The following is a 24,660-nucleotide window of genomic DNA, read 5'->3' as shown; positions in this document are numbered from 1 at the left end:
AAATGCCCCCAGTTTTAACTGGTGGGCATTTTGTTTACTTTTTATGTTTTAAACTTCTGATAAATTGGATTTCTTCTTCGGTAAGATCCTTCTTAACAAATGGATTACCAAAGTTTTTTCCAGTCATCATGAAAATGTCGTATTTAGTTTCATAAATATCAGTAATGTCTTCATAATTAAGAGTTAATGTCCCTCTCTTTGTGGTGACGGTAACATGGTCTTCTTCAAAGGTAAAAGTCGACTCAAGATCCTGCATTAGAGGATTCTTGTTATAGGTCCGATTCATTTTCATGTTAATCAAGTAATACATAGCAACCAAAAATAGAGATGCTAAGAAAATACCGTAAATTGGTAGACCATTTGCAACACAGTATATCAGAATCAGAATAGGCATAATAATCAGATAAGCCATTGAAAATTTATGTTGTCTAAAAATTTTCCAAGAAAATCTAAGGTAAAGGTCCCTAGTCATTGTGCTTTTAATTGTGAATGGTAACATTTTTCCCTCCTTACCAAGCATTATAACATAGGAAAAATGTAAATGAAAATAAGGTTAAGAATGCTGTTACATTTTTAACCTTATTCTTTTTAATATTTATTTCTCAGCACGTCGTGTGACGAACATGGCATCTCCGAAACTGAAGAAGCGGTAGCGTTCTTGGACGGCGTGTTTGTAGGCATCGAGGACAAATTCACGGCCAGCAAAGGCTGAAACCAACATGACCAGAGTTGATTTTGGAAGGTGGAAGTTGGTTGAAAAGGCGTCTACGACTGTGAATTGGTAGCCTGGTTTGATAAAGATATTGGTCCATCCTGAGTCGGCTTGGAGTTTGCCATCGTATTTATTGCCGATTGTTTCCAGTGTTCGGATAGAGGTTGTTCCAACAGCAACAATGCGACCTCCAGCGGCTTTGACACTATTGAGGGTATCGGCAGCTTCTTGGCTGAGGGTGTAAAACTCTGAGTGCATTTCATGTTCGTCAACATTCTCAACAGAAACAGGTCGGAAGGTTCCCAGTCCAACGTGGAGGGTGAGGTATACCAATTTTACGCCTTTGGCTTCAATCTTTTGAAGCAATTCAGGAGTGAAATGGAGACCAGCTGTTGGAGCAGCGGCAGAGCCATTTTCCTTGGCATAGACCGTTTGGTAACGGTCACGGTCTTCTAATTTTTCATGGATATAAGGTGGCAATGGCATCTCACCCAAGCTTTCCAAAACCTCAAGGAAGATACCGTCGTAGCTAAATTCTACGATACGCCCACCGTGATCCAGTTCCTCAGTGACGGTGGCAGTCAAGCGCCCATCACCAAAACTAACCGTAGCACCTACTTTAAGACGTTTGGCTGGCTTAGCCAAAACTTCCCATTGATCTCCTTGGGTATTTTTCAAAAGGAGAAATTCCACGTGGCCGTGGGTATCAGGCTTTTCACCATAGAGACGGGCTGGAAGCACACGTGTATTGTTCATAACCAAGGCATCGCCAGGATTAAGTTGGTCGATGATGTGGTCGAAGTGGGTGTCAGTCATTTCCTTGGCTACAGGGTCAATGACCAAGAGTTTAGAGGCATCACGTTGCTTCAAGGGAGTTTGGGCAATCAGTTCCTCTGGCAGTTCAAAATCAAAATCGTTTGTATTCATTTGTTTCCTCGTTTAAAAATGTTCAGCCTTTTTATTATAGCACGATATAGGACGACCGTCATTAAACTTGTCGAGTGAAAGCGCTTGACAAAAAGGTTAAAAAAGAGATAATAAAGAAAAATGGTATATACCAATTAGCGAGGTGTGAAAAATGAAAACGATTATTGTAAAAAATCAACTTGAAGGAGGAAAGGTTGCCTTTGACCTTTTAAAAGAGAGCCTTGCAGCGGGTGCTCAGACATTGGGATTGGCGACAGGTAGTTCCCCTATTGCCCTTTACCAAGAGATGGTTGAGAGTGACGTGGATTTTTCAGAACTTTACAGCGTCAATTTGGATGAGTACGTCGGACTAGCACCAGACCATGAGCAGAGCTATCATGCCTTTATGAAGGCTCAACTCTTTGATGCTAAGCCATTTAAGGAGAGCTTCTTGCCTGACGGCATGGCTGAGGACTTGGAGCAGGCGGCTAAGGATTACGATGATGTCTTGGCACACCATGCTATTGACCTGCAAATCCTAGGAATCGGAAGTAATGGGCATATTGGTTTTAATGAGCCAGGTACGCCTTTTGATAGTCAAACCCATGTGGTCGACTTGACTGACAGCACCATTGAAGCCAATAGCCGTTTCTTTGTCAGTCGTGATCAAGTCCCTACGAAGGCTATTTCGATGGGAATTGCTTCTATTATGGCTGCTAAGAAGATTATCTTGTTTGCCTATGGCGACAAGAAGGCAGATGCCATTTTCAAGATGGCCAAGGGTCCTGTGACAGAGGAAGTACCAGCTAGTGTTTTGCAAAATCATCCAGATGTGACTCTTATCTTGGATGAGGCAGCTGCTGCAAAATTGTAGGATAATACATGAGTCGAGCAGATGCGAGTTAGGTAATCAGAAAGTTATAGAAAAAAACAGGTTGAGCTAGTGCTACTCAACCTGTTTATTAATGAATAAATATAATATAGATTTTGACCTCAAATATTTACGTTACCTAATTATTACTCATTTTTCATCAATTACCTAAAGTTCTTTAGTCGGAATAGTCCCTATTTTTATTGGTAATAAAATCTCTATTTGATATTGTCCATCTTTTATAAAGCGTTTGATTTTACCTTGATATTCTTGAACAAGAGCATCAATATTTCGCAACCCCCAGCCATCTTTTTGACGGGATTTACGAGTAGATTTTTCTTTCTCATCAAAATTATTTCTAATATTGATAAAAATATTTTGTTGAAAGTATCGGATATTAAGTGATAAGCTTCTTTCCTTATTTGGTAGTCTGAGACAAGCTGCAATACTATTGTCTAGGCAGTTTCCTAATATAACAGCTAAAATATCTGGTTGAATAGATAATTCTTGTGGTACAAAGCAATCAATTTCCATTTCTATCTCATCTTTTAAATGATGTAGTTTTTGATTAAGTAAAAATTAATAGTTTGATTTTTAGAGTAGAAAGTTTGTTCACCTACTATACTATCTGTTAGTGAATAAAGATAATCTTTTGCCTCTTCAGGATTTTTCTCTAAAAGCGATAAAAGAGTCAAATGTTTATTTTTAAGTCATGCCGAAGGCTTTGGAGACGTTGATACTCTTCTTGAGATTGTTGTATTTCTCGAACTTGGAACTGTAGTTGTTCTTTTTCCAATTGGTTTTGGTAATATTGCTGCTGTTGACGAGCAAGGTACAGATTAAAATAAAGAGAGGAGAGCGTCAATACAATGAGAGATGAGAGAGAAATGATTGACAGGTAATCTGCTCCAAATACCCCTCCTTGAATGGCAGATATTGTAAAAGCAAAGAAAATAGATAAAAGAGGCACGATAAACTGATAAAGCCAGTTTCCCTTAGAAGTAGCAATACGAAGCTTTTGATGGGATAGGAGAAGCTTTCGTAAAATAAGAGTTATTCCTGTAGATAAGATGAAACTTATTCCGAGATACAAACTAATGGCTTCTAAATTTTTTGATAGTTCCCCTAAAGGTAAAATTAGTTGGATTCCTTGGTTTAGGACAGCCCCTGCTAACAAACTTAGACTAGTTTGTAAAAGAATCCAGAAGGAAGACTGGCGAATAGGATAATCAAAATTGAGGCCGATTAGATAGTATTCTAAAATGTTTAGAAGGAGATTACTGACCAAAAAAATACGACTTTCAGAGAATAGGAACACGAGTTCCCCATGAAAAATCAATATGAAAAAAAGGGCTACTAAAGGCTTCTTTTTCATATTGATTTTGGACAATGGTCTATAAAATAACATACTTGCTAGAAATAAATCGTACAAGATACTGATTATTCGTAATCCTACTAACATTAAAAATGCCTTTCACTTAGATAGCTGTAATACTTTTCTTTAAAAGAAAACTGAAACTTTCTACTAATTGGGAGTAGGTGTTCTTCAGTCCCATTTAGTAAAATAGTAACTGTTTTTGAGTCAAAGTCTTTGATGTATTTGGGGTTTAAAATATAGGAAGCATGAATTTGAATAAAATAATTAGGGAGTTTTTCCAAAATCTCTTTTGTTTTTAGTAGAGACTTGTAGGTACCTGTCTTTGTGTATATAAATACTGAACGTTTATCTTTCTCAAAAAATACAATATCGCTTGAAGGAACAGAGTAATTGTGTTTACCAAATGAGAAGGTGAAAAGTGCTTGGCCTATATCCAAAAAACGCAAAATACGATCCAATACTTTCGTTAACTTTTGAGGTTCTATCGGTTTTACGATATAGTCAAAAGTCTGAACTTCGAAGACTTGCTCCATATAATCACGGTAACTTGTCACAAAAATAATAGGAATGAAAGGATTAAATTTTCTAATCTTCTGTGCTATGTCAATTCCATTGATTCCTGGCATATTAATATCCAAAAAGACACAGTGGATGTCTGGCGTTAGCTGATTTAACAGTTTTTGTGGATTTGTATAAAGTTTTGTTTCTAGAGGAAATTTATCATAAGAAAGTAAATAATGTTCTAATTGACTAGCATCTCTATCAGAGTCATCACAAATAGCAACTTTTAACATTGAAAACCTCCTCACTCATTTCTGTATGTTAATTATAACGTTAAATTGGTCAATTATGACATAATCATAAGACTCTCTTAAGGTTATTATACAATAACCCTATCAAAAATGAAGTATGCTGGAAAATCTTTACAATACGGAGAAATAAAATTATGACTTTTGAGCCGCTCACCATTGAAAATCTAACAAAATCATTTGATAAACAACATTTTGCTAATAACCATATCTTTTTAGAGCTAGAAGCTGCAAAAATCACAGCTCTTATAGGACATAATGGTGCTGGTAAATCAACTCTTTTAAAGCAAATGATTGGTTTTATTAAGCCTGATCAGGGAGATGTTCACTACGGAGATATTTCTTTTATACATAACCGTAAACAAGCTCGAACAATGATGAGTTATATGTCACAACAGTATGCACCACTTGAAAAGTTAACTGTTGAGCAAAATTTAGAGATGATTGGAAGAATGAGAGGATTAAGTACCTCAGAACTCCAAAAAGAAATTGAGCACCTTCTAGCAGATCTGGAAATAGAAGAATATCGTGATAAACAAGGGAAGAATCTTTCAGGAGGCTTAAAACGGCTTACATCTTTTGCCATGGCATTAATTGGCACTGCTGATATCATGCTTCTTGACGAACCAACCAACGATGTTGATCCTGTACGTCGTGAAAAACAGTGGCGATTATTACAAAAACTGGCTTATAAAGGACACACTATTATCATTGTTACCCACAATCTACTAGAAGTTGAAAAATATGCGGATAATTTTGCTCTTTTTAACCATGGTAAATTATTAAAATCTGGTCCAGTACACCAAATGTCTTATAAAAATCATTATCAAATTTCTTTCAATTTTGTTAGTAAAGAATTTTTAAGTCTATTCGAACATTTTACGATAGCCAATGGTTGTGTTTGTCAGATGGAAATTGAGGAAAGTGAATTAACCCGAATACTCATTCAAGTTAAGGAAGGTCTAGAAAAAGGGCTTATTTCAAACCTTTCAGTTAAGATGAAAACATTATCTATTTCCGATCTTTATAAAGAGGAGCTTGTTAACTGATATGACTCAATTTTTTACTTACTTCGTTGGAACTATCTTCGACAAAAAAATCTATTCATTCTATTCACACTAGCTCAAGTGCTTTTGTCCGTTTCACTTCTTTTTGGGTATCCGTTGGTAATTGGTAAGATGGACACAACAACTGCTTACTATCTTGCCTCTGGATCAGTTTTAATGGGAGTTATTTCTATTGGCTGTACGATTTCATCTCCTGTTATAGCTAATGCCAAGTCAGAAGGTCATGTGGACTATATTCGAGCTTTACCTATTCCTAGAATTCTAATTTCTTTAGCTGACCTATGTATATGGTTAATTGCTATTTTACCAGGTGTATTCTTCTCTTTTTTATTAGGCTGTCTTCGCTTTTCTGTACAATTAAATTTGTCAATTTTGTCTGTTTTTGTGATGTTGCTTATTTGCCTAACAATGATTAGTCTAGGATTTTCAATTGCTTATATTTTTTCCCAAAATATTGTCACGCTAATGTCTCAGCTTATTTTAATGATTGGTCTTATGTTTTCACCAATCATGTACCCGGCAGGTCGTCTTCCAGATTGGTTAGATCAACTTTATTTTCTACTTCCATTTGTCCCTTCTGCGAATCTTCTTAGAGCTAGCTTTTATAGACATGGAACTGTTTCGCTTGTAGATATAGGTGTTCTTGTTTTCTGGATTTTTCTGACACAACTGCTTATCTTAGGAACACTACAGAAAGAATTGTAATACTATCTTGTCGAAAAATAATCCCACGAAACTCAGGTTGAGGCATCTGGCACTCAGCCTTTTTCTTCTGTGAAAATGTGCTTCCAAACAAATCAATTGCCTAGTCCTCTTTGATAGCGCTATAATAATTAAGTTGACTTTGACTATCAAACAACAACTATAGATATTTCATAAAGAAAGAGGACATTCAATGGCAAAACCTATTCGAGTATTGCTTTATTATAAATACCTTCCCATCGAAAATGCTGAGCAATTTGCGGCTGACCACTTGGCTTTCTGTAAGTCAATCGGTCTAAAGGGCCGTATCCTAGTCGCTGACGAGGGGATTAATGGAACGGTTTCTGGTGACTATGAAACCACTCAAAAATACATGGACTACGTTCACAGCCTTCCAGGGATGGAGGACCTCTGGTTCAAGATTGATGAGGAAGAAGAGCAAGCCTTTAAGAAGATGTTTGTTCGTTACAAGAAGGAAATCGTCCACCTTGGTTTAGAGGATGATAACTTTGACAGCGACATTAATCCACTTGAAACTACAGGTGCTTACTTGTCACCAAAAGAGTTTAAAGATGCTCTTTTAGATGAGGACACTGTTGTCCTTGATACACGTAACGACTATGAGTATGACCTTGGTCACTTCCGTGGAGCCATTCGTCCAGACATTCGCAACTTCCGTGAATTGCCACAATGGGTCCGCGACCATAAAGAAGAGTTCATGGACAAGCGCGTGGTTGTGTACTGTACTGGTGGTGTCCGCTGTGAGAAATTCTCAGGGTGGATGGTCCGTGAAGGCTACAAAGATGTTGGCCAATTGCATGGTGGTATTGCGACTTACGGAAAAGATCCAGAGGTTCAAGGGGAGCTTTGGGATGGTAAGATGTATGTCTTTGACGAGCGTATTGCCGTTGACATTAACCATGTAGACCCTATCGTTGTCGGTAAGGACTGGTTCGATGGCACGCCTTGCGAACGCTATGTCAACTGCGGTAACCCATTCTGTAACCGTCGTATCCTTGCTTCAGAGGAAAATGAAGATAAATACCTCCGTGGTTGCTCACACGAATGCCGTGTCCACCCACGTAACCGTTATGTCTCTGAAAATGGTTTGAGCCAAGAAGAAGTTGTCTCACGCCTTGCGGCTATTGGTGAGAGTTTGGATGTAACACCAGCCTAAGTTTAAATAGAGAAGAAGTTGAGAGAAATCTCGGCTTTTTCAAGCTTCTTATTTGTAATCATTCTAAATAACTGCTATAGTAATATTTAGAATGATTCTAAATAAGGAGTAATAAATTTGGAAGATAAGAATTTTGCAGAACGTTTAAATATTTTGAGAGCTGGCGTCTTGGGGGCCAATGATGGTATCATTTCCATTGCGGGAGTGGTTATCGGTGTGGCTAGTGCGACATCAAACATTTGGTTTATTTTGATTTCAGCCTTGTCAGCGATTTTTGCCGGTGCCTTTTCAATGGCAGGTGGCGAATATGTCAGTGTGTCAACGCAAAAAGATACCGAAGAAGCTGCCATCGCTAAGGAACAGGCTCTCTTGGATCGTTCACCTGATGCAGCTAGAGAGAGTTTGTATCAAACCTTCCTCAGTCAGGGGGATTGCGAAACAGCAGCAGAAGTCAAGGTCAATCAAGCCTTTAGTAAAAATCCTATCAAGGTCTTGGTTGAAGAAAAATATGGCGTTGATTTAGAAGAAATCACAAATCCATGGCATGCTGCCGTATCTAGTTTCTTTGCTTTTTCAGTGGGTTCTTTGCCACCAACATTAGCTATCCTGCTTTTCCCTGAGCCTTACCGTATCCCTGTAACGGTGGTTGTGGTTGCACTTACCTTGCTCTTGACTGGTTATGTTAGTGCCAAGCTTGGAAAAGCACCTGTTAAACAGGCGATGTTGCGTAACTTGACAGTAGGTCTCTTGACCATGCTCGTGACCTTTGCAGTAGGTCATATCTTCCCTGTGAATGTGTAACGGTTAACAAGATGATAAGTCTACCTTTTGTAGGTAGGCTTTTTTAGTCTACAAGACTGGACTTATCCATGGTACAATAGGGCTATGCGTTTAGATAAATTATTAGGACAGGCTGGCTATGGTTCTCGCAATCAGGTCAAGAAGCTCATTCGTAGTCGGCAAGTCTATGTGGATGGTGTCTTGGCTGAACGGGATAATCTTAATGTGGATGCTAGTCTCCAGACCATCACAGTTTCTGGAAAGGAACTGGAACATTCGCCAGAAGTTTACTATCTCATGAATAAGCCATCAGGAGTGGTATCAGCTCGAAGAGACAAGGAACACCAAACGGTCATTGATTTGATTAAGCCTGAGGATCAGCGAGAAGGGCTTTATCCTGTAGGGCGTTTGGATAGAGATACAGAAGGTCTGGTGCTGATTACCAACAATGGACCCTTGGGCTTTGTCCTGCTTCACCCACGTTATCATGTGGCTAAGACGTATTATGTTGAGGTCAATGATGTTCTTGGGCCTGATGCACCTACATTTTTTGAGTCAGGTGTTGTCTTTGAGGATGGTACTGTTTGTAAACCGGCTCAGCTGAAAATTCTGAGTTCAGCTAGTGACAAGAGTTGTGCTCAAATCACGATTTCAGAAGGCAAGTTTCATCAAGTGAAAAAGATGTTCTTGGCTTATGGGGTCAAGGTGACCTACCTCAAACGTATTTCCTTTGGAGATTTTGTCTTGGACGAAAAGTTACCAAGGGGAAGCTATCGTCCATTGACCGAGGAGGAAAAGAGCATCTTAAAAAAGTATTTAAACTGAGCCATTTTAGTTTTTGGTTATTTGGGTTATGTTACGGTGGAAGTGCTAGCTATAAGTAATAGTTATGGTATCCCATAAGTAATTTTAACTATTCATTTGGTCAATACAGTGGTATGATAGAAGTAATTTAATCGGCAAGCTTAGTTAACGCAACTTCATGTACTGTTTTAGGACAGTGAAAGAGGGAGGTCTATTATGACAGATGTATTTTACGAGGATTTAGCAAAGACACGTCAGCAAATTCATCAACATCCAGAAGTTTCTGAAGATGAACACGAGACAACCATTTTTTTGAAAGGGTATTTGAGAAAATTAGGTATTGAACCTTTAAATTATCCTTTAAAGACAGGACTGATTGCTGAAATTGGGTCAGGCCATCCGATTATTGCTTTACGTGCTGATATCGATGCGCTTCCAATTCAGGAAAATACTGGACTTTCTTATGCCAGTGAAAATGGAGCCATGCACGCATGTGGTCATGATTTTCACCAAACCTCTCTCCTTGGAGCAGCACAGATTTTAAAAGAAAGAGAAGCGGAGCTGAAAGGGACAGTTCGCTTGATTTTCCAACCAGCTGAGGAAAATTTCCAAGGGGCTTACCAGATTATTGAAGTGGGCGGTATTGACGGTGTGTCAGCTATCATCGGTTATCACAACAATCCTCACTTGAAACCGGGACAGATTGGTCTTCGTTCAGGTGCGATTATGGCAGGTGTGGAGCAGTTTAGGGTTGACGTCAAGGGTGTTTCTTCGCATGCGGCTCGCCCTGATTTGGGTGTGGATACAGTTTTGGTTACTACGACCATCATTAACAACTTGCAGCAAATCGTAGCTCGAACGATTTCGCCTTTTGACTCAGCTGTTTTGTCAGTCACTCATATCGAAGTTGGCAATACTTGGAATGTTCTGCCAGCATCAGGCTTTTTTGAGGGAACAATTCGTACTTTTGATCCTAAGATTCGTGAGGATGTCATTGCTCGTTTTGAAAAGGTCGTTCAGGCAACAGCAGACCAATTTGGTGCTCAGGCTGAGATTGTTTGGGGCAATTCTCCTTTTGTGACTTACAATGATTTGACGCTCACACCTCTCATCTTTGAACATTCTAAGGCTTTCGCAGAAGTGATTGAAACCTTGCCATCAACAGGTGGCGAAGATTTTGCGACTTATCAGAAGGCAATCCCAGGTGTTTTTGCCTTCATTGGTTCTAATGGTGACGATGATGCTGCCGACTGGCACCATGATGATTTCCTTGTGAAAGACGAAGCCTTACCTGCAGCTGTTAATTACTATGTGGAAAACGCCCTCTTCCTACTTGATTATTTTAAGGATAACCACTAATCCTTGGAGGATATACCATTGAAGCGTCCAGCCGGTTGGTTGGGTGCTAATTGATAGATAAGAACAGAGGAGCCACGCCATGATTGGTGTGACTCCTTTTTGATATTCAGTGTTTTACCGTTTGATATGGCTATAGCTACTAAGCTTGATAATGGTAAAATGACTCCTAATTATAGATTTGTTTTATGGTATAATGAGTAGGTAAATACTATAGTAATGACTACTAAAAATGCTTATTTGTTCTTGCTTTTGCATGCAATTTATTAGGAGGTTTTTATCATGGCTAATCATATTCGTGTTATGGTGTCGATTGTTATGGCTCAGCTGATTGTCCTTTATCTAGGACTTCAGATGGCTCTACCATTTACTAAGGTTCTAACCACGGTAGGTGTGGTTGCTTTTCTCGAGATTGTTTATCATGTGGTGATAGCTCGTAAGATTGGAGCAAACATTTCTTTCAGAGTGTTTTGGCAAACGTTTAAAAAGGTCCTTCGAAAAAATGCTGCCTTTTTAATTCTATTAGGGGTTGCACCGATTTTCTTCAAAAGTGAAGACTTCATGGCTTTCATAACCTGGCAGCTTTTCTTTGTCGTCTTGGTGAGTGATGTCATCATGGCTTCAAATGATATGCCATTATCTCGATAAGACCTAAAACCTAGACATTTCAATGAAAGACTGTCGGTAATGTTTACCATTCAAAGAAATCATTTGTCGGACCCAGGTGTAGATTATGTCACTTTTGGTAAGGGAGACAAAAATCTCATTATCATTACGGGATTAAGTTTGCAACGTTTAAGTGATCTGTCCAATCTTGCCACTTACGCCTTGTTTTATCAATATGCTAAGGAGTACAAGGTCTATATTTTTGATAGAAGGGACCATATCGAAGAAGACATTACTATTGAGAATATGGCTGATGACCTCTATCATTCTCTGGAAAAATTGCATATTACTAATACCTCTATCATAGGTATATCACAGGGGGGGATGATTGCTCAGCTATTTGCTATCAAGTATCCTCAAAAGGTGAAAAAGCTAGTATTAGCGCTGACACTCTCTCGTAATAATACCATCAGTAGAGAAACCGTTGGAGGGTGGATAGAGATGGCAGAAAATGGAGAAATGGACCAGCTCAATAAGGATTTCATGAGTAAATCATTTTCGTCACCTGTTTTAAAGAAATTATATGTGATTAACAGATTATTTTTGAAGTCTGTAAGTACAGAAAAACGCCATCGATTTGTTTGTTTAGCCAAGTCAATTCTAGCCTTTGATTGCTATAGTTCGCTTGATAAAATTACTTGTCCGACCCTTGTTCTGGGAGCCAAATACGATTTAGTTCTGGGTGTGGATGGCGCCAGGGAGCTGGCAAATGGCATTCCAAACGCTTCTTATTATGAATTTGACAAATTGGGGCATGCGGCTTATATTGAAAGCAGACGCTTCAACAAAGTTTTATTAGAATTCCTGCAATAAATCACTCAGAAAACTCATTTTTAAAGAGTCTTTATATCTCCAGTGATATAAGATATTAAAGCGGTTATGGCAAAAGCTGTAGCCTTTTTATTTTCCAGTTCAGATATGTGCAGTCTGAAAAATTAAATGATAGAATGGCAATAGATAGGAGGATACAGAAATGTTGAACTATGATTTGATTGTTATCGGTTTCGGTAAAGCCGGTAAGACTCTGGCTGCTAAGATGAATGCAGCTGGTAAGAAAGTTGCTGTTATCGAGCGCAGCAAAGCCATGTATGGTGGTACTTGCATTAATATTGCGTGTATCCCAACCAAGACTATGATTGTTGCGGCCGAAAAGGGCTGGTCATTTGACGATACTATGAAAGAACGTGGTGCGGTGACTGGTCGTCTTAACGCTAAGAATTATAAAATGTTGGCCGATAATGGCGTTGATGTCATTGATGCAGAGGCACATTTCGTGTCAAATAAGGTTATTGAAGTAGTGGCAGGTGATGACCTCCAAGAGCTTACAGCTGAGACTATTGTCATCAATACAGGTGCTGTGTCTAATGTCTTGCCTATTCCTGGCTTGACAACAGCTGAGCATGTCTACGATTCAACTGGTATTCAAACCCTTGAAGCCTTGCCTAAACGTTTAGGTGTCCTAGGTGGTGGTAATATCGGTCTTGAATTTGCTGGCCTTTATAACCGTTTGGGAAGCCAAGTGACTGTCTTGGATGCAGCGACTAGCTTCTTGCCACGTGTAGAGCCATCTATTGCTAAGTTGGCCAAGGAATACATGGAAGAGGATGGTATTGTCTTCGAACAAGGTGTTAAAACATCTGAAGTTAAGAATGACGGTGATGAAGTTGTCGTTGTTACTGATAAAGGAGACTTCCGTTTTGATGCGCTCCTTTATGCGACAGGACGCAAGCCTAATATTGAACCTCTTCACTTGGAAAACACAGATATTGTCTTGACTGAGCGTGGTGGTATCCAGGTTAATAAGCATTTGGAAACAAGTGTTCCGGGTGTCTTTGCAGTGGGTGATGTCAATGGTGGCCTTCAGTTCACTTATATTTCATTAGATGATTTCCGTATTGTCTTTAATTACCTTACAGGCGATGGCAGTTATAACCTTGAAACACGTGGAGCTGTTCCAACCGCTATGTTCCTCAACCCACCTTTGGCACAGGTTGGTCTTACTGAAGACCAAGCCAGAGCAGCAGGTGGACCAGTTGCTGTCAAGGAACTTCCAGTTGCTGGCATGCCTCGTGGTCATGTAAACGGTGATTTGCGTGGTGCCTTCAAAGCTGTGGTAAATCCTGAAACTAAGGAAATTTTGGGAGTGACCCTCTTTGGTCAAGAGTCTCATGAAATTATCAATCTAATTACCCTAGCGATGAACCATCACATTCCATATACAGATTTGGCTAAACAAATCTTTACTCACCCAACTATGGCTGAGAACCTAAATGATTTGTTTGCGATTTAACATGAAAAGAGCCGAGAAGCTCTTTTTTTATGTAGAAGAAAAGTTTTTTTAAGGCTTTCCTTAGGTGAGTACGGTCATCAGCGACCTTCTTCGAAGTTCCATGACTAATTTTTGAGCCCCTTCACTTTTTAATTTCTAGGCTCAGGCTAAAACAGTTCCCCGAACTGTTTTACTCTCAAAAATTCCGAGTTTCTGAAACTATTAAGTTTCAGGAACTTTTCTCACAGCGGAAAGTCTTGTAAAAAAGTAAATCTCAAATCATAGTTTAATCTATTCGATAAATTCTATAGAAATGTTTGGCCAGACTGTGTTCCAATTTTTCTTTTTTACCCTCTCGTTATAGACCGTTTGTCTTTCTTTATTTGAAAAGTAATGTGGTGTGGGTGAGACTCTGAAGTTAACTAAATCGTCTATTCCAAAAGGAATAAAAACCTCTAGTTTCTGATTGTCATTTAGTCTAGCGGCTATGGCAGTACATTTTTCGGGAAATTTTAAGACAGCATCTGTAGAGCTAATATACTTTTCAGTATTAGGGCTATGTATATTCATATAATACTGATTTTTTATTTCCCAATTGTATTCAGGATATCTTCTCTTTATTTGATTTTCTATTTCAACAGTTTGTTCATATGATATGTTTTTATCAAAGAAAATGACATCGATATCTGAGAAATTGATATTTGAAGATGTATTTCCGGTGCTTAAGTAGTCCCAAATATAATTGCGTATAGTTCCAGCACAAAGCCAACAGTCATTAAGTTGAAAAGAGTGGATAATCTTTAATAGTGCCATTAGTTCGTAGTTCTGTTTAATTAGTTTTTTGACATCAATCATTTTAAAACCTCATTGGTATTGTACTAGTTTAAGATAGAAATATCAAAATAAGACCAGATCTCTAATACACAGCGACACTCTAGGTTAGATGTCGCTTTTTTTGCGCTTTGATGATAAGATAGAAGTGCTATAAGAAAATTCTTTAGATTGGTGCTCTTTGTCTGCATTGAATGCTTGATAGACCTTGAGTCACCACTAAAAACCGTATGAAAAACGTAGAAAGACACTCGCTTGCCAGTTGGTCTGTGAGTGTGTGTAACTTATGACTAAGAAAGTAGGAGTGGGCAAGGCCCACAGTAAGATTATTTTGATGGGGGAGCACTCGGTCGTTTATGGTCATCCTGCCCTTGCTCTCCCTCTCAAGGACATTGAGGTTGTCTGTCAGATTCAGGCGGCTGATACTCCTTTGACGCTCAAGGCTCAGGATCCCTTGACGACAGCGATTTTTTCAGCGCTTAATTATCTGGAAATCAAGAATCAGCCTATCAGCTATGCTATTAAGTCTAGCGTCCCTGAAAAGCGTGGCATGGGATCGTCTGCAGCGGTTGCCATTGCAGCGATTCGTGCGGTTTTTGATTATTTTGAACAGGAGCTTAGCCGAGAGACCTTGGAAATGCTGGTCCATCAGGCGGAGACCATTGCCCACAGTAAGCCCAGCGGTTTAGATGCCAAGACTTGTCTGAGTGACCGAGCTATCAGCTTTACCCGTAATATTGGCTTCAAGGAAATCGAGGTTGATCTAGGTGCCTATCTAGTTATCGCAGACACGGGCATTCATGGAAACACCCGTGAGGCCGTGGAAAAGGTTGAGGCTATTGGACTAGATGCCTTATCAGACCTAAATCAGCTAGGCGAATTAAGTCAGAGGGCGGAAGGAGCCCTCAAGGCCAAGGATCAAGAGCTTCTTGGGCAGCTTATGTCGCAAGCTCATAATCACCTTAAATCTTTAGGTGTGTCCTGCGATTTGTCTGACCTGCTCATAGCGACTGCTCTGGAACAGGGTGCGCTCGGGGCCAAGATGTCAGGCGGAGGACTGGGTGGCTGTATTATTGCCCTGACAAGTACTAAGAATCAAGCCCAAACGATTGCTAAAAAACTTCAAGAAAAAGGAGCGGTAAACACGTGGATAGAAAGCCTGTAAGCGTCAAATCGTACGCAAATATTGCTATTGTCAAATACTGGGGTAAGGCGGATGCCAAGCGAATGATTCCTTCAACTAGTAGTATTTCACTGACTTTGGAAAATATGTATACGGAAACCAAGTTGTCTTTTCTGCCTGAGGATGCGACCAGTGATGTTATGTATATCGATGACGAGCTCCAAGGGGAAAAAGAAACAACCAAGGCCAGCAAGGTTTTAGATCTCTTCCGTACTAATCCAAACCAACATGTCAAGATTGAAACTTGGAACAATATGCCAACAGCTGCGGGTCTATCATCAAGTTCCTCAGGACTTTCTGCCCTAGTTAAGGCAGCCAACGAGCTCTTTCAAGTCGGAAAAACGCAGTCTGAATTAGCGCAAATTGCCAAGTTTGCTTCAGGATCATCATCACGTTCTTTCTTTGGACCATTGGCAGCCTGGGACAAGGATAGTGGTGAGGTTTACCAAGTTGAAACAGACCTCAAATTGGCCATGATTATGCTAGTTTTAACAGACCAAAAGAAACCCGTATCAAGCCGAGACGGTATGAAATTGTGTACCGAAACATCGACCTCCTTCCCAGAGTGGATTAAACAGTCTGAGCTAGATTACAAGGATATGTTGGCTTATCTCAAAGCAAATGATTTCCAAGCGGTCGGCGAGCTTACTGAAGCCAATGCCCTTCGTATGCACCAAACCACAAGTACGGCCAACCCTCCATTTTCATACCTAACTGAAGCCTCATACCAGGCTATGGATAAGGTTAAGGCCCTCCGTGCCTCTGGTGAGCAGTGTTATTTCACGATGGATGCAGGGCCAAATGTTAAGGTGCTTTGTCTGGAAGAAGACCTGGACCGCCTAGCAGACCATTTCCGTAAGGATTATCAGGTCATTGTTTCACGCACCAAGGAGTTGCCAGATGCCTAAGCCCTCAGTCAATCAGGTCACAGTAAAAACAGGTGGAAAGCTCTACATTGCTGGAGAATATTCAGTCTTAACACCTGGTCAAACGGCCCTAATCCAATTTATTCCTATTTTCATGTCAGCCGAGGTCAAGGAAGCGTCACGTACTCAGTTGTCTTCAGACATGTTTGACTATAGTGTGGGCCGTGAGCTAGACGCAAATTACGCCCTCATTCAAGAGGCCTTGAATACTTTTGAAGTCTATTGTGGTGAGAAATTGCCTAGTCTGGACCTTTCCATCACAGGAAAGCTGGAACGAGATGGGGTTAAATTTGGTATCGGTTCTTCGGGTTCTGTTGTGGTATTGACCCTCAAGGCCTTGACAGCAGCCCTTCAGAAAGACTTATCTAAAGACATTCTCTTTAAGCTAGCCAGCTACACCCTCCTCAAGCAAGGAGATAATGGTTCTATGGGGGACCTAGCTTGTATCGTATACGAGGATTTGGTTGCCTATCGTTCCTTTGACCGTGCAAAAATAGCAGAGTTAATAAATCAAGTGACCTTATCAGAGCTTTTGGAAAAAGACTGGGGCTATGGTATCAGACCTGTAGTACCAGCTCTCAAAGCTCATTTTTTGGTGGGGTGGACCAAGCAAGCTGCTATTTCAAAAGACATGGTTAAAATGGCCAAATCTCACATATCAAGCAAGTATTTAAGTGAAACCGAAGTTGCCGTCCAAGATGCCATCAAGGCTCTGGAAACAGGAGATAAGACCTTGCTTAAGAGCAGCCTCCAAGCCGTCAGTGACCAGTTGGAATCGCTTAGTCCAGATATTTATGTGGACAAGCTGAAAAAACTCAAAGAAGCTGAACAAGGACTTGATGCTATTGCTAAGTCTTCTGGAGCAGGTGGTGGTGACTGTGGTATCGCCTTTGCCTTTGACCAAGCCAGCCGAGATATTCTAGTTAAGCGCTGGCAGCAAGAAGGCATAGAGCTTTTGTATGAGGTTTAGAGGTCAGCTTAGTAGACATTATCACGCAAGAAAGTAAAGAAATAACCTATGACAAATCGTAAAGACGATCACATCCGTTATGCCCTCAAGTACCAGTCGCCCTACAATAGTTTTGACGATATGGAACTTATCCACAAGTCCCTACCGACTTATGATTTAGATCAGATTGACTTGTCCACACATTTTGCGGGACGAGATTGGAATTTTCCCTTTTATATCAATGCCATGACAGGTGGTTCTGCTAAAGGTGGGGCTGTCAATCGAAAACTTGCTGAGGTGGCCAGTCGAACGGGTATTCTTATGGTGACAGGTTCCTACAGTGCTGCTCTAAAGGGAGAGGCACCAGAATCTTTTGACTATCGGCAAGAGTTTCCAGACTTAGACCTTGCGACCAATATCGGTGTGGATAAGTCTGTGGACCTGGGCATTAAGACAGTGGAAGCTATGGACCCAGTCTTTTTACAGCTCCATGTTAACCTTATGCAGGAGCTTCTCATGCCTGAGGGAGAGCGTATTTTCCATACCTGGAAGGAAAATGTGGTGGCTTATGCACAGAAAATAGAGTGCCCACTTGTCCTCAAGGAGGTCGGCTTTGGTATGGATGTGGAAACCATTCGTTACGCCATGTCTCAGGGCATCAAAACTGTGGATATCTCAGGTCGTGGTGGAACAAGCTTTGCCTATATTGAAAATAGTCGAGGCGGCAACCGTGATTACCTCAATGACTGGGGACAAAGTACGGTTCAGACCCTCTTGCAAGCTCAAGATCTTCGTGAAGATGTGGAAATCTTAGCCTCTGGTGGCGTGCGCAACCCACTTGATATGGTTAAATGTCTGGTCTTAGGAGCAAAAGGCGTTGGCCTCTCACGAACAGTCCTTGAATTGGTAGAACGCTACCCTGTGGATAAGGTTGTGGCTATTGTTAATGGCTGGAAAGATGACCTTCGTCTCATCATGTGTGCCCTTGATTGTCGAACTGTTGATGAGCTCAAGTCTGTGGATTACATCCTCCACGGTAAGTTACAAGGGACTTATATCAAACAAAGAAAGTAGGAAAGAGCCAAGTGCTCTTTTTTAATTTTTAAAGATGGGAAATCAATTTCGTTAGATCATGACGGCAGTGGTGATTATTCAGGTCTTGGTTCAGATGTAGCTCCTGTAACTCTTAAAGAAGTAAAAGTCGATGGTGATAAAATCAATGGCAAGGTGTATTATAGAGGTGATGATTTTTACGGTGACATCACTTTAACCCCTGTTAAAGAATGATATAATTGCCATGATGATTTGACTTGTTTCTAGCGAGCAAAGCGAGCATTTAACGAGATTTTCCGCTGTGAGAAAGTTCTTGAAATACTTGTATTTCAAGAACTTGGAATTTTTGAGAGTAAAACAGTTTGGGGAACTGTTTTAGCCTGAGCCTAGAAATTAAAAAGTGAAGGGGCTCAAAAATTAGTCATGGAGCTTCGAAGAAGTTCGCTGATGTCCGCACTCACTTAGGGAAAGTCTAAAAAAATCCATTTTACAAAAGAATATCTTACAAAAAAGAGCGGAAGCTCTTTTTTTATTACCCACTCAAGCAAAAAGTAACTTTTCCCCTTGACAAGTTACTGCCTTAGGAGTATTATTTTCAGTGAAATACGGTAGGTGAGGCTACCACAAGGATACGGATGACTACCGCAAAGCAGTGGAGACACTATTCGTTGGTCAACAGTCCTGATCGCCAAGGTCAAGACTAAGCTCATTTCATCGCCTTGCGGAGCTAAAGCTTGAACGGTCCATTTTTTGACAGAATCTATTAAAAAATCAACCTCGAGTTTATAGAGTCTTACCTGTATATGGGTAGGACTCTTTTCTTTTATCTGAGGTCCACCCACTATGTAAAAAAATGAAAGGAGAAACCTATGAGACTAATCGACGATCACCCCGAACCGCACCTAACCAGTCAATCGCTGATTAGTGTCTTAGGGACTCCATAAGTGATTGACTCCTGATTAAATAAGGAGATTCCAATGTCAACAAATAAAGAAAGACTTATTGCTGCTCTTCAAGAGCCACTTGAAACAACCCTTACTCGCTACAAGACTCATTTGGATGGCTTGAAGGAAGACCAAGTAGAAGAAAACCGTGACCTTTATGGGGAAAATGTCATAACCAAAGGACAAGAGGATTCTATCATCAAAAAGATTTATGAATCTATCATCAATCCCTTTACTGTTATTCTCTTAGTCATTGCTCTGGTTTCCTTTATCACCAATGTCTGGCTTGCTAAACCGGGTGAAGAAGACCCAACGACTTCTATCATCATTGTCACTCTAGTTTTGATATCTGGTGGTATCCGTTTTATTCAAGAACTTCGTAGCGACAAGGCTGCCAGTAATTTGTCTCGCATGATTGTCAATACAGCAACAGTACTTCGAGATGGCAGTGAACAAGAAATCCCAATTGATGAAATTGTGGTTGGAGATGTGGTCAAACTAAGTGCGGGAGATATGATTCCGGCTGATGTGGTCTTACTAGATTCTCGTGATTTCTTTGTTCAACAGTCTGGCTTGACAGGTGAAAGCGATGCTGTGGAAAAAGCTTGTCTGGCTAAAGCAGATGGTCAAAATCTAGAGAGCCTGCTTGAAAGTGAGAGCCTTGCTTTCATGGGAACTAATGTTATCTCTGGTCGTGCAACAGCCTTGGTTTTAGTTGTTGGTGATGAAACCATGATGGGAGCAATTGAGCAGACCATCAATACTTATGACGAACCAACTTCATTTGAACGTGAGATGAATTCCATTTCTTGGCTCTTGATTCGACTCATGTTGGTTATGGTTCCTGTTGTTTTTGTGATTAACGGTTTAACAGATGGGGACTGGCTTGAAGCCGGCGTCTTTGCCCTTAGTGTGGGAGTCGGTTTGACCCCAGAAATGTTGCCGATGATTATCACAGCCAGTCTTGCCAAGGGTTCTATCATTATGGCCAAGGAAAAGGTGGTCATCAAAAAGCTTAATGCTATTCAAGACCTAGGGGCTATCGACATCCTTTGTACGGATAAGACAGGAACCCTGACTCAGGATGAAATCGTTCTTGAGTACCCTCTTGATATCCATGGTGACCTTGACCTATCAGTACTTCGGAGAGCCTATCTTAATTCTTATTTCCAAACTGGCTTAAAAAATCTTATGGACCGTGCCATTATTAGCCGAACTGAAAGAGAAGCTAAGAAACATGACATCGTTCGTGACCTTGACCAGACCTTCCAAAAGATTGATGAGCTACCTTTTGATTTTGAACGTCGTCGCATGAGTGTCATTGTTAAAGACACTGATGGATTTGTTAGTATGGTGACAAAAGGTGCCCTTGAAGAAATGCTCTCTGTTTCTAACTATGTGGAATACAAGGGAGACATTATCCCATTGACTAACGATGTTCGTGAGGAAGTCCTTACGGAAGTTGCACAGTTGAATGAACAAGGTTTGCGTGTTCTCGGTGTTAGCTACAAATCACAGCTTAATGAAAATGACGTCTTTAGTGTCGAAGATGAAAGTGATATGATTTTGACGGGATATCTTGCCTTCCTTGACCCACCAAAACCATCAGCAGCACCTGCTATCAAGGCTTTGGCGGAATATGGTGTGACCACAAAAATTTTGACTGGAGACAATGATAAGGTGACACAGGCTGTCTGTGAAAAAGTTGGTCTAGATGTGACGCACATTCTACTTGGAAGTGATCTTGATACCATGTCAGATCAAGATTTGGCTAAGGCTGTGGAAACGACAACAGTCTTTGCTAAGTTATCTCCAGACCAAAAGGCACGAATTATCCTAAGCCTTAAGGAAAATGGGCATAAGGTAGGCTATATGGGTGATGGTATCAACGATGCCCCATCCATGAAGGTGTCAGATGTGGGGATTTCTGTGGATACAGCTGTTGATATCGCCAAAGAAACTGCAGATGCTATCTTGCTTGATAAGGATTTAATGGTCTTGGAAAAAGGTTTGGTTGAAGGACGGAAGGTCTATGCTAATATGACTAAATATATCAAGATGACCGTTTCTTCAAATTTCGGGAATATCTTTTCTCTCCTCTTTGCCAGCATTTTCTTACCATTTCTACCAATGGCACCTGTGCATTTGATTGTCCTAAATCTTGTCTATGATATCTCTTGTATAGCCCTTCCATTTGACAATGTGGACAAGGAATTTCTTAAAGAGCCACATATCTGGGAAGCCAAATCAATCATGCGTTTCATGGCTTGGATAGGACCTATTTCGTCCGTATTTGATATTTTGACATATATCTTGCTCTATTTCATCATTGTGCCAATGATTTTGGGGCATAGCTATGTTCATGGTTCACCAGAAGCGTCAGCATTTATCATTATTTTCCAAACAGGTTGGTTTATTGAATCTATGTGGTCTCAAACCATGGTTATCCACATGTTACGTTCACCAAAACTACCATTTATTCAAAGTCACCCAGCACTATCAGTTGTTGTGACAACCTTATTTGCTGCTTTCTTTGTGACTTCTCTTCCATACAGTCCATTGGCTGGTCTCTTAAAACTCAGCCATCTAAACGGTCTCTATTTCATTCTCTTGTTTATCATCATTACTTTGTATATGCTTAGTGTTACCTTTGTGAAGCATATCTATATTAAGAAATACAAAGAATGGTTATAGGATAACTATACTTAGAAAAAGAGCGTCAGCTCTTTTTTCATTACCTTTCATTCTGCCAAAACCTTTTCATTTATGGTATAATAGGGCGATTATAGATAATCAGAGGCCTTTAGAATGACAGTTCTGGGGACATGTTTTCTAAGAAATAAGAGACTGTGTTTCCAAGGCCCTCTTCTTTCGTTGGCCATCCCAGTGGGAGGTTGAGGTCCTGAGATTTGGGGCTCAAGGCTAAGACCGTCACGAAAGAAATCATCACAAAAAATATTAAGAAGGAAAAAGAAAATGAGTAATTACGCTATTATCCTTGCTGCGGGTAAAGGAACTCGCATGAAATCAGATCTTCCAAAAGTATTGCACAAGGTTTCAGGTATCACCATGCTTGAGCATGTTTTTCGTGCAGTTTCAGCCATCGATCCAGTTAAAAACGTTACTGTTATTGGTCATAAGGCTGAGCTTGTTCGTGAGGTTTTGGATGGTCAATCTGCCTTTACAATGCAAACAGAGCAGTTGGGGACTGGTCATGCTGTTATGATGGCTGAGGCAGAGTTGGCTGGTCTTGAAGGTCAAACCCTTGTCATTGCTGGGGATACGCCTTTGATTACAGGTGAAAGCCTCAAAAATCTTATTGACTTCCACGTTAATCACAAAAATGTTGCCACTATCCTGACAGCGACAGCGGACAATCCATTTGGCTATGGCCGTATCATCCGTAATGAAAATGGCGAAGTGACTAAGATTGTAGAGCAAAAAGATGCCAACAAGTTCGAACAACAAGTCAAAGAAATTAACACAGGGACTTATGTTTTTGACAATAAACGTCTCTTTGAAGCGTTAAAAAATATCAACACTAACAATGCGCAAGGAGAATATTATTTGACAGACGTTATTTCTATTTTCCGTGAGAATGGTGAAAAAGTAGGTGCCTTCACTCTTCGTGACTTTGAAGAAAGTCTTGGGGTTAACGACCGTGTTGCCCTGGCAACAGCGGAAGATGTCATGCGTCGTCGTATTAACAAGGCTCACATGGTCAATGGTGTAACCTTCCAAAATCCAAATGCCACATACATTGATGTGGATGTGGAAATTGCACCGGACGTTGTGGTTGAAGCAAATGTGACACTTAAAGGTCAAACAAAAATTGGTGCAGAGTCAGTGCTTACCAATGGTACCTACATTGTTGACTCTACAATCGGTGCCCACACAGTTATCACCCACTCTATGATTGAGCATTCAGTGGTTGAAGATGGTGTTACTATTGGACCATTTGCTCATGTTCGCCCTGACTCTACGCTTAAGAAAGACGTTCACATTGGGAACTTTGTTGAGGTTAAGGGATCAACTATCGGTGAAAATACCAAGGCTGGACACTTGACTTATATTGGCAATGCGGAAGTTGGATCTAATGTTAACTTTGGTGCAGGTACTATAACAGTCAATTACGATGGTCAACATAAGTTCAAGACACAAATTGCCGATAACGTCTTTATCGGAAGTAATTCAACCTTGATTGCTCCGCTGGAAATCGGAGATAGTGCCCTTACAGCGGCCGGTTCGACCATCACTGAAAATGTGCCAGCGGACTGTGTAGCCATTGGTCGTGGTCGTCAAGTCAATAAAGAGGGTTATGCGGTGAAGAAACCTCATCACCCAAGTCAACGATAAGGCTTTATGAAGGTCACCTAATGGCGACTTTTTAGGCATCACATCAATTAAGTGGTAAGAAAAAAGGAGGAAAGCCATGAAATACGAAGAAAAAACATTAACACGCGATTCAAAATTTAAAGGAAATATTTTTGAGGTAGCTGTAGACAAGGTCCTTTTACCAGATGGTAAGACGTCTCGTCGTGAGCTCATTTTTCATAGAGGAGCTGTGGCCGTTTTAGCGGTTACTCCAGAAGGTAAACTTGTTATTGTTAAGCAATACCGCAAGGCTATTGAAGATGTATCGTATGAAATCCCTGCGGGTAAATTGGAAGTTGGTGAGGCTGGTGATGAAAAGGATGCGGCAGCACGTGAACTTGAAGAGGAAACTCAATATCAGGGTGATTTAGAGTTGATTTATGAATTTTACACTGCCATTGGTTTTTGTAATGAGAAAATTAAACTCTATGTGGCGACTAATCTCAAACCTGTTGAGAATCCTCGTCCACTTGATGATGATGAATTCCTTGAAATTTTTGAGTTGACCTATGATGAGTGTATGGAGTTAGTGAAATCAGGTGAGATTAAAGATGCTAAAACGATTCTTGCACTCCAGTACTATGCACTCCACTTTGGGGGAAAATAAGTTATGGGGAGACCGCTGTTAACTGACGATATCATTGAGCAGGCCAAGCGTGGGGAAATTGATTTAACTGACCACCCTTCTTATCAGGGCTACGATGAAGACTTTTATGATGAGGCCTTTGATGCTGATTATGAGCCTTCTACCTACAAGAGTCGTCGGATTGAAAATGCGAAACGCAACCAGTTTCAGCACAAACTCAATCGTATTCTCTTTTGGGTAGTCGTCCTCTTGATTATCCTCTTCATCGCTGTCTTTTATTTCTAATAATAGTCTAGGCTAGTTAGGCCTAATTCTCT

At 40.4% G+C, this 24,660-nt stretch carries 22 protein-coding genes, 1 pseudogene and 1 riboswitch; of the genes and pseudogenes, 18 read left to right on the top strand and 5 right to left on the bottom strand.

Going from position 1 to position 24,660, the window contains the following annotated elements:
- Positions 1-34 precede the first annotated feature (34 nt).
- Together HSISS3_RS06975 and queA are read right to left on the bottom strand one after the other, a co-directional pair.
- Positions 35-499 carry a YcxB family protein gene (locus tag HSISS3_RS06975; RefSeq protein WP_042771920.1) on the bottom strand — a complete coding sequence of 155 codons (465 nt, stop codon included), beginning with the start codon at positions 497-499 and terminating at the stop codon, positions 35-37.
- Positions 500-595: 96 nt separating this feature from the next.
- Positions 596-1,639, bottom strand: a complete 1,044-nt coding sequence (gene queA / locus HSISS3_RS06970) for a tRNA preQ1(34) S-adenosylmethionine ribosyltransferase-isomerase QueA (protein ID WP_021152198.1) — start codon at positions 1,637-1,639, stop codon at positions 596-598.
- 151 nt (positions 1,640-1,790) lie between these two features.
- Here queA and HSISS3_RS06965 point away from each other — a divergent pair, with 151 nt between their 5' ends.
- Positions 1,791-2,492 carry a glucosamine-6-phosphate deaminase gene (locus tag HSISS3_RS06965; protein ID WP_021152197.1) on the top strand — a complete coding sequence of 234 codons (702 nt, stop codon included), beginning with the start codon at positions 1,791-1,793 and terminating at the stop codon, positions 2,490-2,492.
- A gap of 165 nt (positions 2,493-2,657) precedes the next feature.
- Here HSISS3_RS06965 and HSISS3_RS06960 read toward each other — a convergent pair.
- Both HSISS3_RS06960 and HSISS3_RS06955 read right to left on the bottom strand, forming a co-directional pair.
- Positions 2,658-3,951: pseudogene (locus HSISS3_RS06960) on the bottom strand (GHKL domain-containing protein).
- Positions 3,951-4,661, bottom strand: a complete 711-nt coding sequence (locus tag HSISS3_RS06955; protein ID WP_021152194.1) for a LytR/AlgR family response regulator transcription factor — start codon at positions 4,659-4,661, stop codon at positions 3,951-3,953. The pseudogene HSISS3_RS06960 and the gene HSISS3_RS06955 overlap by 1 nt, the downstream one beginning before the upstream one ends.
- Positions 4,662-4,813: 152 nt before the next feature.
- Here HSISS3_RS06955 and HSISS3_RS06950 point away from each other — a divergent pair, with 152 nt between their 5' ends.
- From HSISS3_RS06950 to HSISS3_RS06910, 9 genes are all read left to right on the top strand, one after another.
- Positions 4,814-5,725: an ABC transporter ATP-binding protein gene (locus HSISS3_RS06950; RefSeq protein ID WP_021152193.1), complete on the top strand. Its 912-nt coding sequence runs from the start codon at positions 4,814-4,816 to the stop codon at positions 5,723-5,725.
- 9 nt (positions 5,726-5,734) lie between these two features.
- Positions 5,735-6,448, top strand: coding sequence for an ABC transporter permease (locus HSISS3_RS06945; protein ID WP_042771918.1), 714 nt, complete (start codon positions 5,735-5,737; stop codon positions 6,446-6,448).
- A 190-nt stretch (positions 6,449-6,638) separates the two neighbouring features.
- Positions 6,639-7,622, top strand: a complete 984-nt coding sequence (locus HSISS3_RS06940; protein ID WP_021152191.1) for an oxygen-dependent tRNA uridine(34) hydroxylase TrhO — start codon at positions 6,639-6,641, stop codon at positions 7,620-7,622.
- Positions 7,623-7,739: 117 nt separating this feature from the next.
- Positions 7,740-8,423 carry a VIT1/CCC1 transporter family protein gene (locus HSISS3_RS06935; protein ID WP_008534034.1) on the top strand — a complete coding sequence of 228 codons (684 nt, stop codon included), beginning with the start codon at positions 7,740-7,742 and terminating at the stop codon, positions 8,421-8,423.
- A gap of 84 nt (positions 8,424-8,507) precedes the next feature.
- The gene (locus tag HSISS3_RS06930; RefSeq protein WP_021152190.1) at positions 8,508-9,227 is read left to right on the top strand and encodes a 16S rRNA pseudouridine(516) synthase; all 720 of its coding nucleotides are present in this window, start codon (positions 8,508-8,510) and stop codon (positions 9,225-9,227) included.
- A gap of 195 nt (positions 9,228-9,422) precedes the next feature.
- The gene (locus HSISS3_RS06925; RefSeq protein WP_021152189.1) at positions 9,423-10,565 is read left to right on the top strand and encodes an amidohydrolase; all 1,143 of its coding nucleotides are present in this window, start codon (positions 9,423-9,425) and stop codon (positions 10,563-10,565) included.
- 279 nt (positions 10,566-10,844) lie between these two features.
- A complete protein-coding gene (locus HSISS3_RS06920; protein ID WP_021145825.1) occupies positions 10,845-11,210 on the top strand; it encodes a hypothetical protein in 366 nt (121 codons plus the stop codon).
- 39 nt (positions 11,211-11,249) lie between these two features.
- Complete coding sequence (locus HSISS3_RS06915) at positions 11,250-12,041, top strand: alpha/beta fold hydrolase (protein WP_021152188.1); 792 nt, start codon at positions 11,250-11,252, stop codon at positions 12,039-12,041.
- 160 nt (positions 12,042-12,201) lie between these two features.
- Positions 12,202-13,518 carry an FAD-containing oxidoreductase gene (locus tag HSISS3_RS06910; RefSeq protein ID WP_021152187.1) on the top strand — a complete coding sequence of 439 codons (1,317 nt, stop codon included), beginning with the start codon at positions 12,202-12,204 and terminating at the stop codon, positions 13,516-13,518.
- Positions 13,519-13,788: 270 nt separating this feature from the next.
- Here the strand turns inward: HSISS3_RS06910 and HSISS3_RS06905 are convergent, their stop codons facing one another.
- Positions 13,789-14,352: a nucleotidyltransferase family protein gene (locus HSISS3_RS06905; RefSeq protein WP_021152186.1), complete on the bottom strand. Its 564-nt coding sequence runs from the start codon at positions 14,350-14,352 to the stop codon at positions 13,789-13,791.
- Positions 14,353-14,614: 262 nt separating this feature from the next.
- On the opposite strand from HSISS3_RS06905, the gene mvk reads away from it, so the two are divergent.
- The 8 genes from mvk to macP all read left to right on the top strand — a co-directional run bounded on the left by mvk (position 14,615) and on the right by macP (position 24,628).
- Positions 14,615-15,493, top strand: a complete 879-nt coding sequence (gene mvk, locus HSISS3_RS06900) for a mevalonate kinase (protein WP_008534042.1) — start codon at positions 14,615-14,617, stop codon at positions 15,491-15,493.
- Positions 15,475-16,419, top strand: a complete 945-nt coding sequence (gene mvaD, locus HSISS3_RS06895; protein ID WP_021152185.1) for a diphosphomevalonate decarboxylase — start codon at positions 15,475-15,477, stop codon at positions 16,417-16,419. Before mvk ends, mvaD begins: the two co-directional genes overlap by 19 nt.
- Complete coding sequence (locus HSISS3_RS06890) at positions 16,412-17,407, top strand: phosphomevalonate kinase (RefSeq protein ID WP_021152184.1); 996 nt, start codon at positions 16,412-16,414, stop codon at positions 17,405-17,407. The genes mvaD and HSISS3_RS06890 overlap by 8 nt, the downstream gene beginning before the upstream one ends.
- 48 nt (positions 17,408-17,455) lie before the next feature.
- The gene (gene fni / locus HSISS3_RS06885) at positions 17,456-18,460 is read left to right on the top strand and encodes a type 2 isopentenyl-diphosphate Delta-isomerase (protein ID WP_021152183.1); all 1,005 of its coding nucleotides are present in this window, start codon (positions 17,456-17,458) and stop codon (positions 18,458-18,460) included.
- Between the two features lie 576 nt (positions 18,461-19,036).
- Positions 19,037-19,192, top strand: a riboswitch (M-box (ykoK) riboswitch).
- Between the two features lie 224 nt (positions 19,193-19,416).
- Positions 19,417-22,077, top strand: coding sequence for a magnesium-translocating P-type ATPase (mgtA, locus tag HSISS3_RS06880; RefSeq protein WP_021152182.1), 2,661 nt, complete (start codon positions 19,417-19,419; stop codon positions 22,075-22,077).
- A 282-nt stretch (positions 22,078-22,359) separates the two neighbouring features.
- On the top strand, positions 22,360-23,739 hold the full coding sequence (glmU, locus tag HSISS3_RS06875; RefSeq protein WP_021152181.1) for a bifunctional UDP-N-acetylglucosamine diphosphorylase/glucosamine-1-phosphate N-acetyltransferase GlmU: 1,380 nt from the start codon (positions 22,360-22,362) through the stop codon (positions 23,737-23,739).
- 76 nt (positions 23,740-23,815) lie between these two features.
- Positions 23,816-24,364, top strand: a complete 549-nt coding sequence (locus HSISS3_RS06870; protein ID WP_021145813.1) for an NUDIX hydrolase — start codon at positions 23,816-23,818, stop codon at positions 24,362-24,364.
- 3 nt (positions 24,365-24,367) lie between these two features.
- Complete coding sequence (macP, locus tag HSISS3_RS06865; protein ID WP_002889099.1) at positions 24,368-24,628, top strand: cell wall synthase accessory phosphoprotein MacP; 261 nt, start codon at positions 24,368-24,370, stop codon at positions 24,626-24,628.
- The last annotated feature ends 32 nt before the right edge of the window (positions 24,629-24,660 follow it).

Origin of the sequence: Streptococcus sp. HSISS3, assembly GCF_000448605.1 — a bacterium.
GTDB classification, from domain to species: Bacteria; Bacillota; Bacilli; order Lactobacillales; family Streptococcaceae; genus Streptococcus; species Streptococcus raffinosi.
The sequence above is the reverse complement of the archived record's forward strand: the minus strand, read 5'-3'. Positions and strand labels throughout refer to the sequence as shown.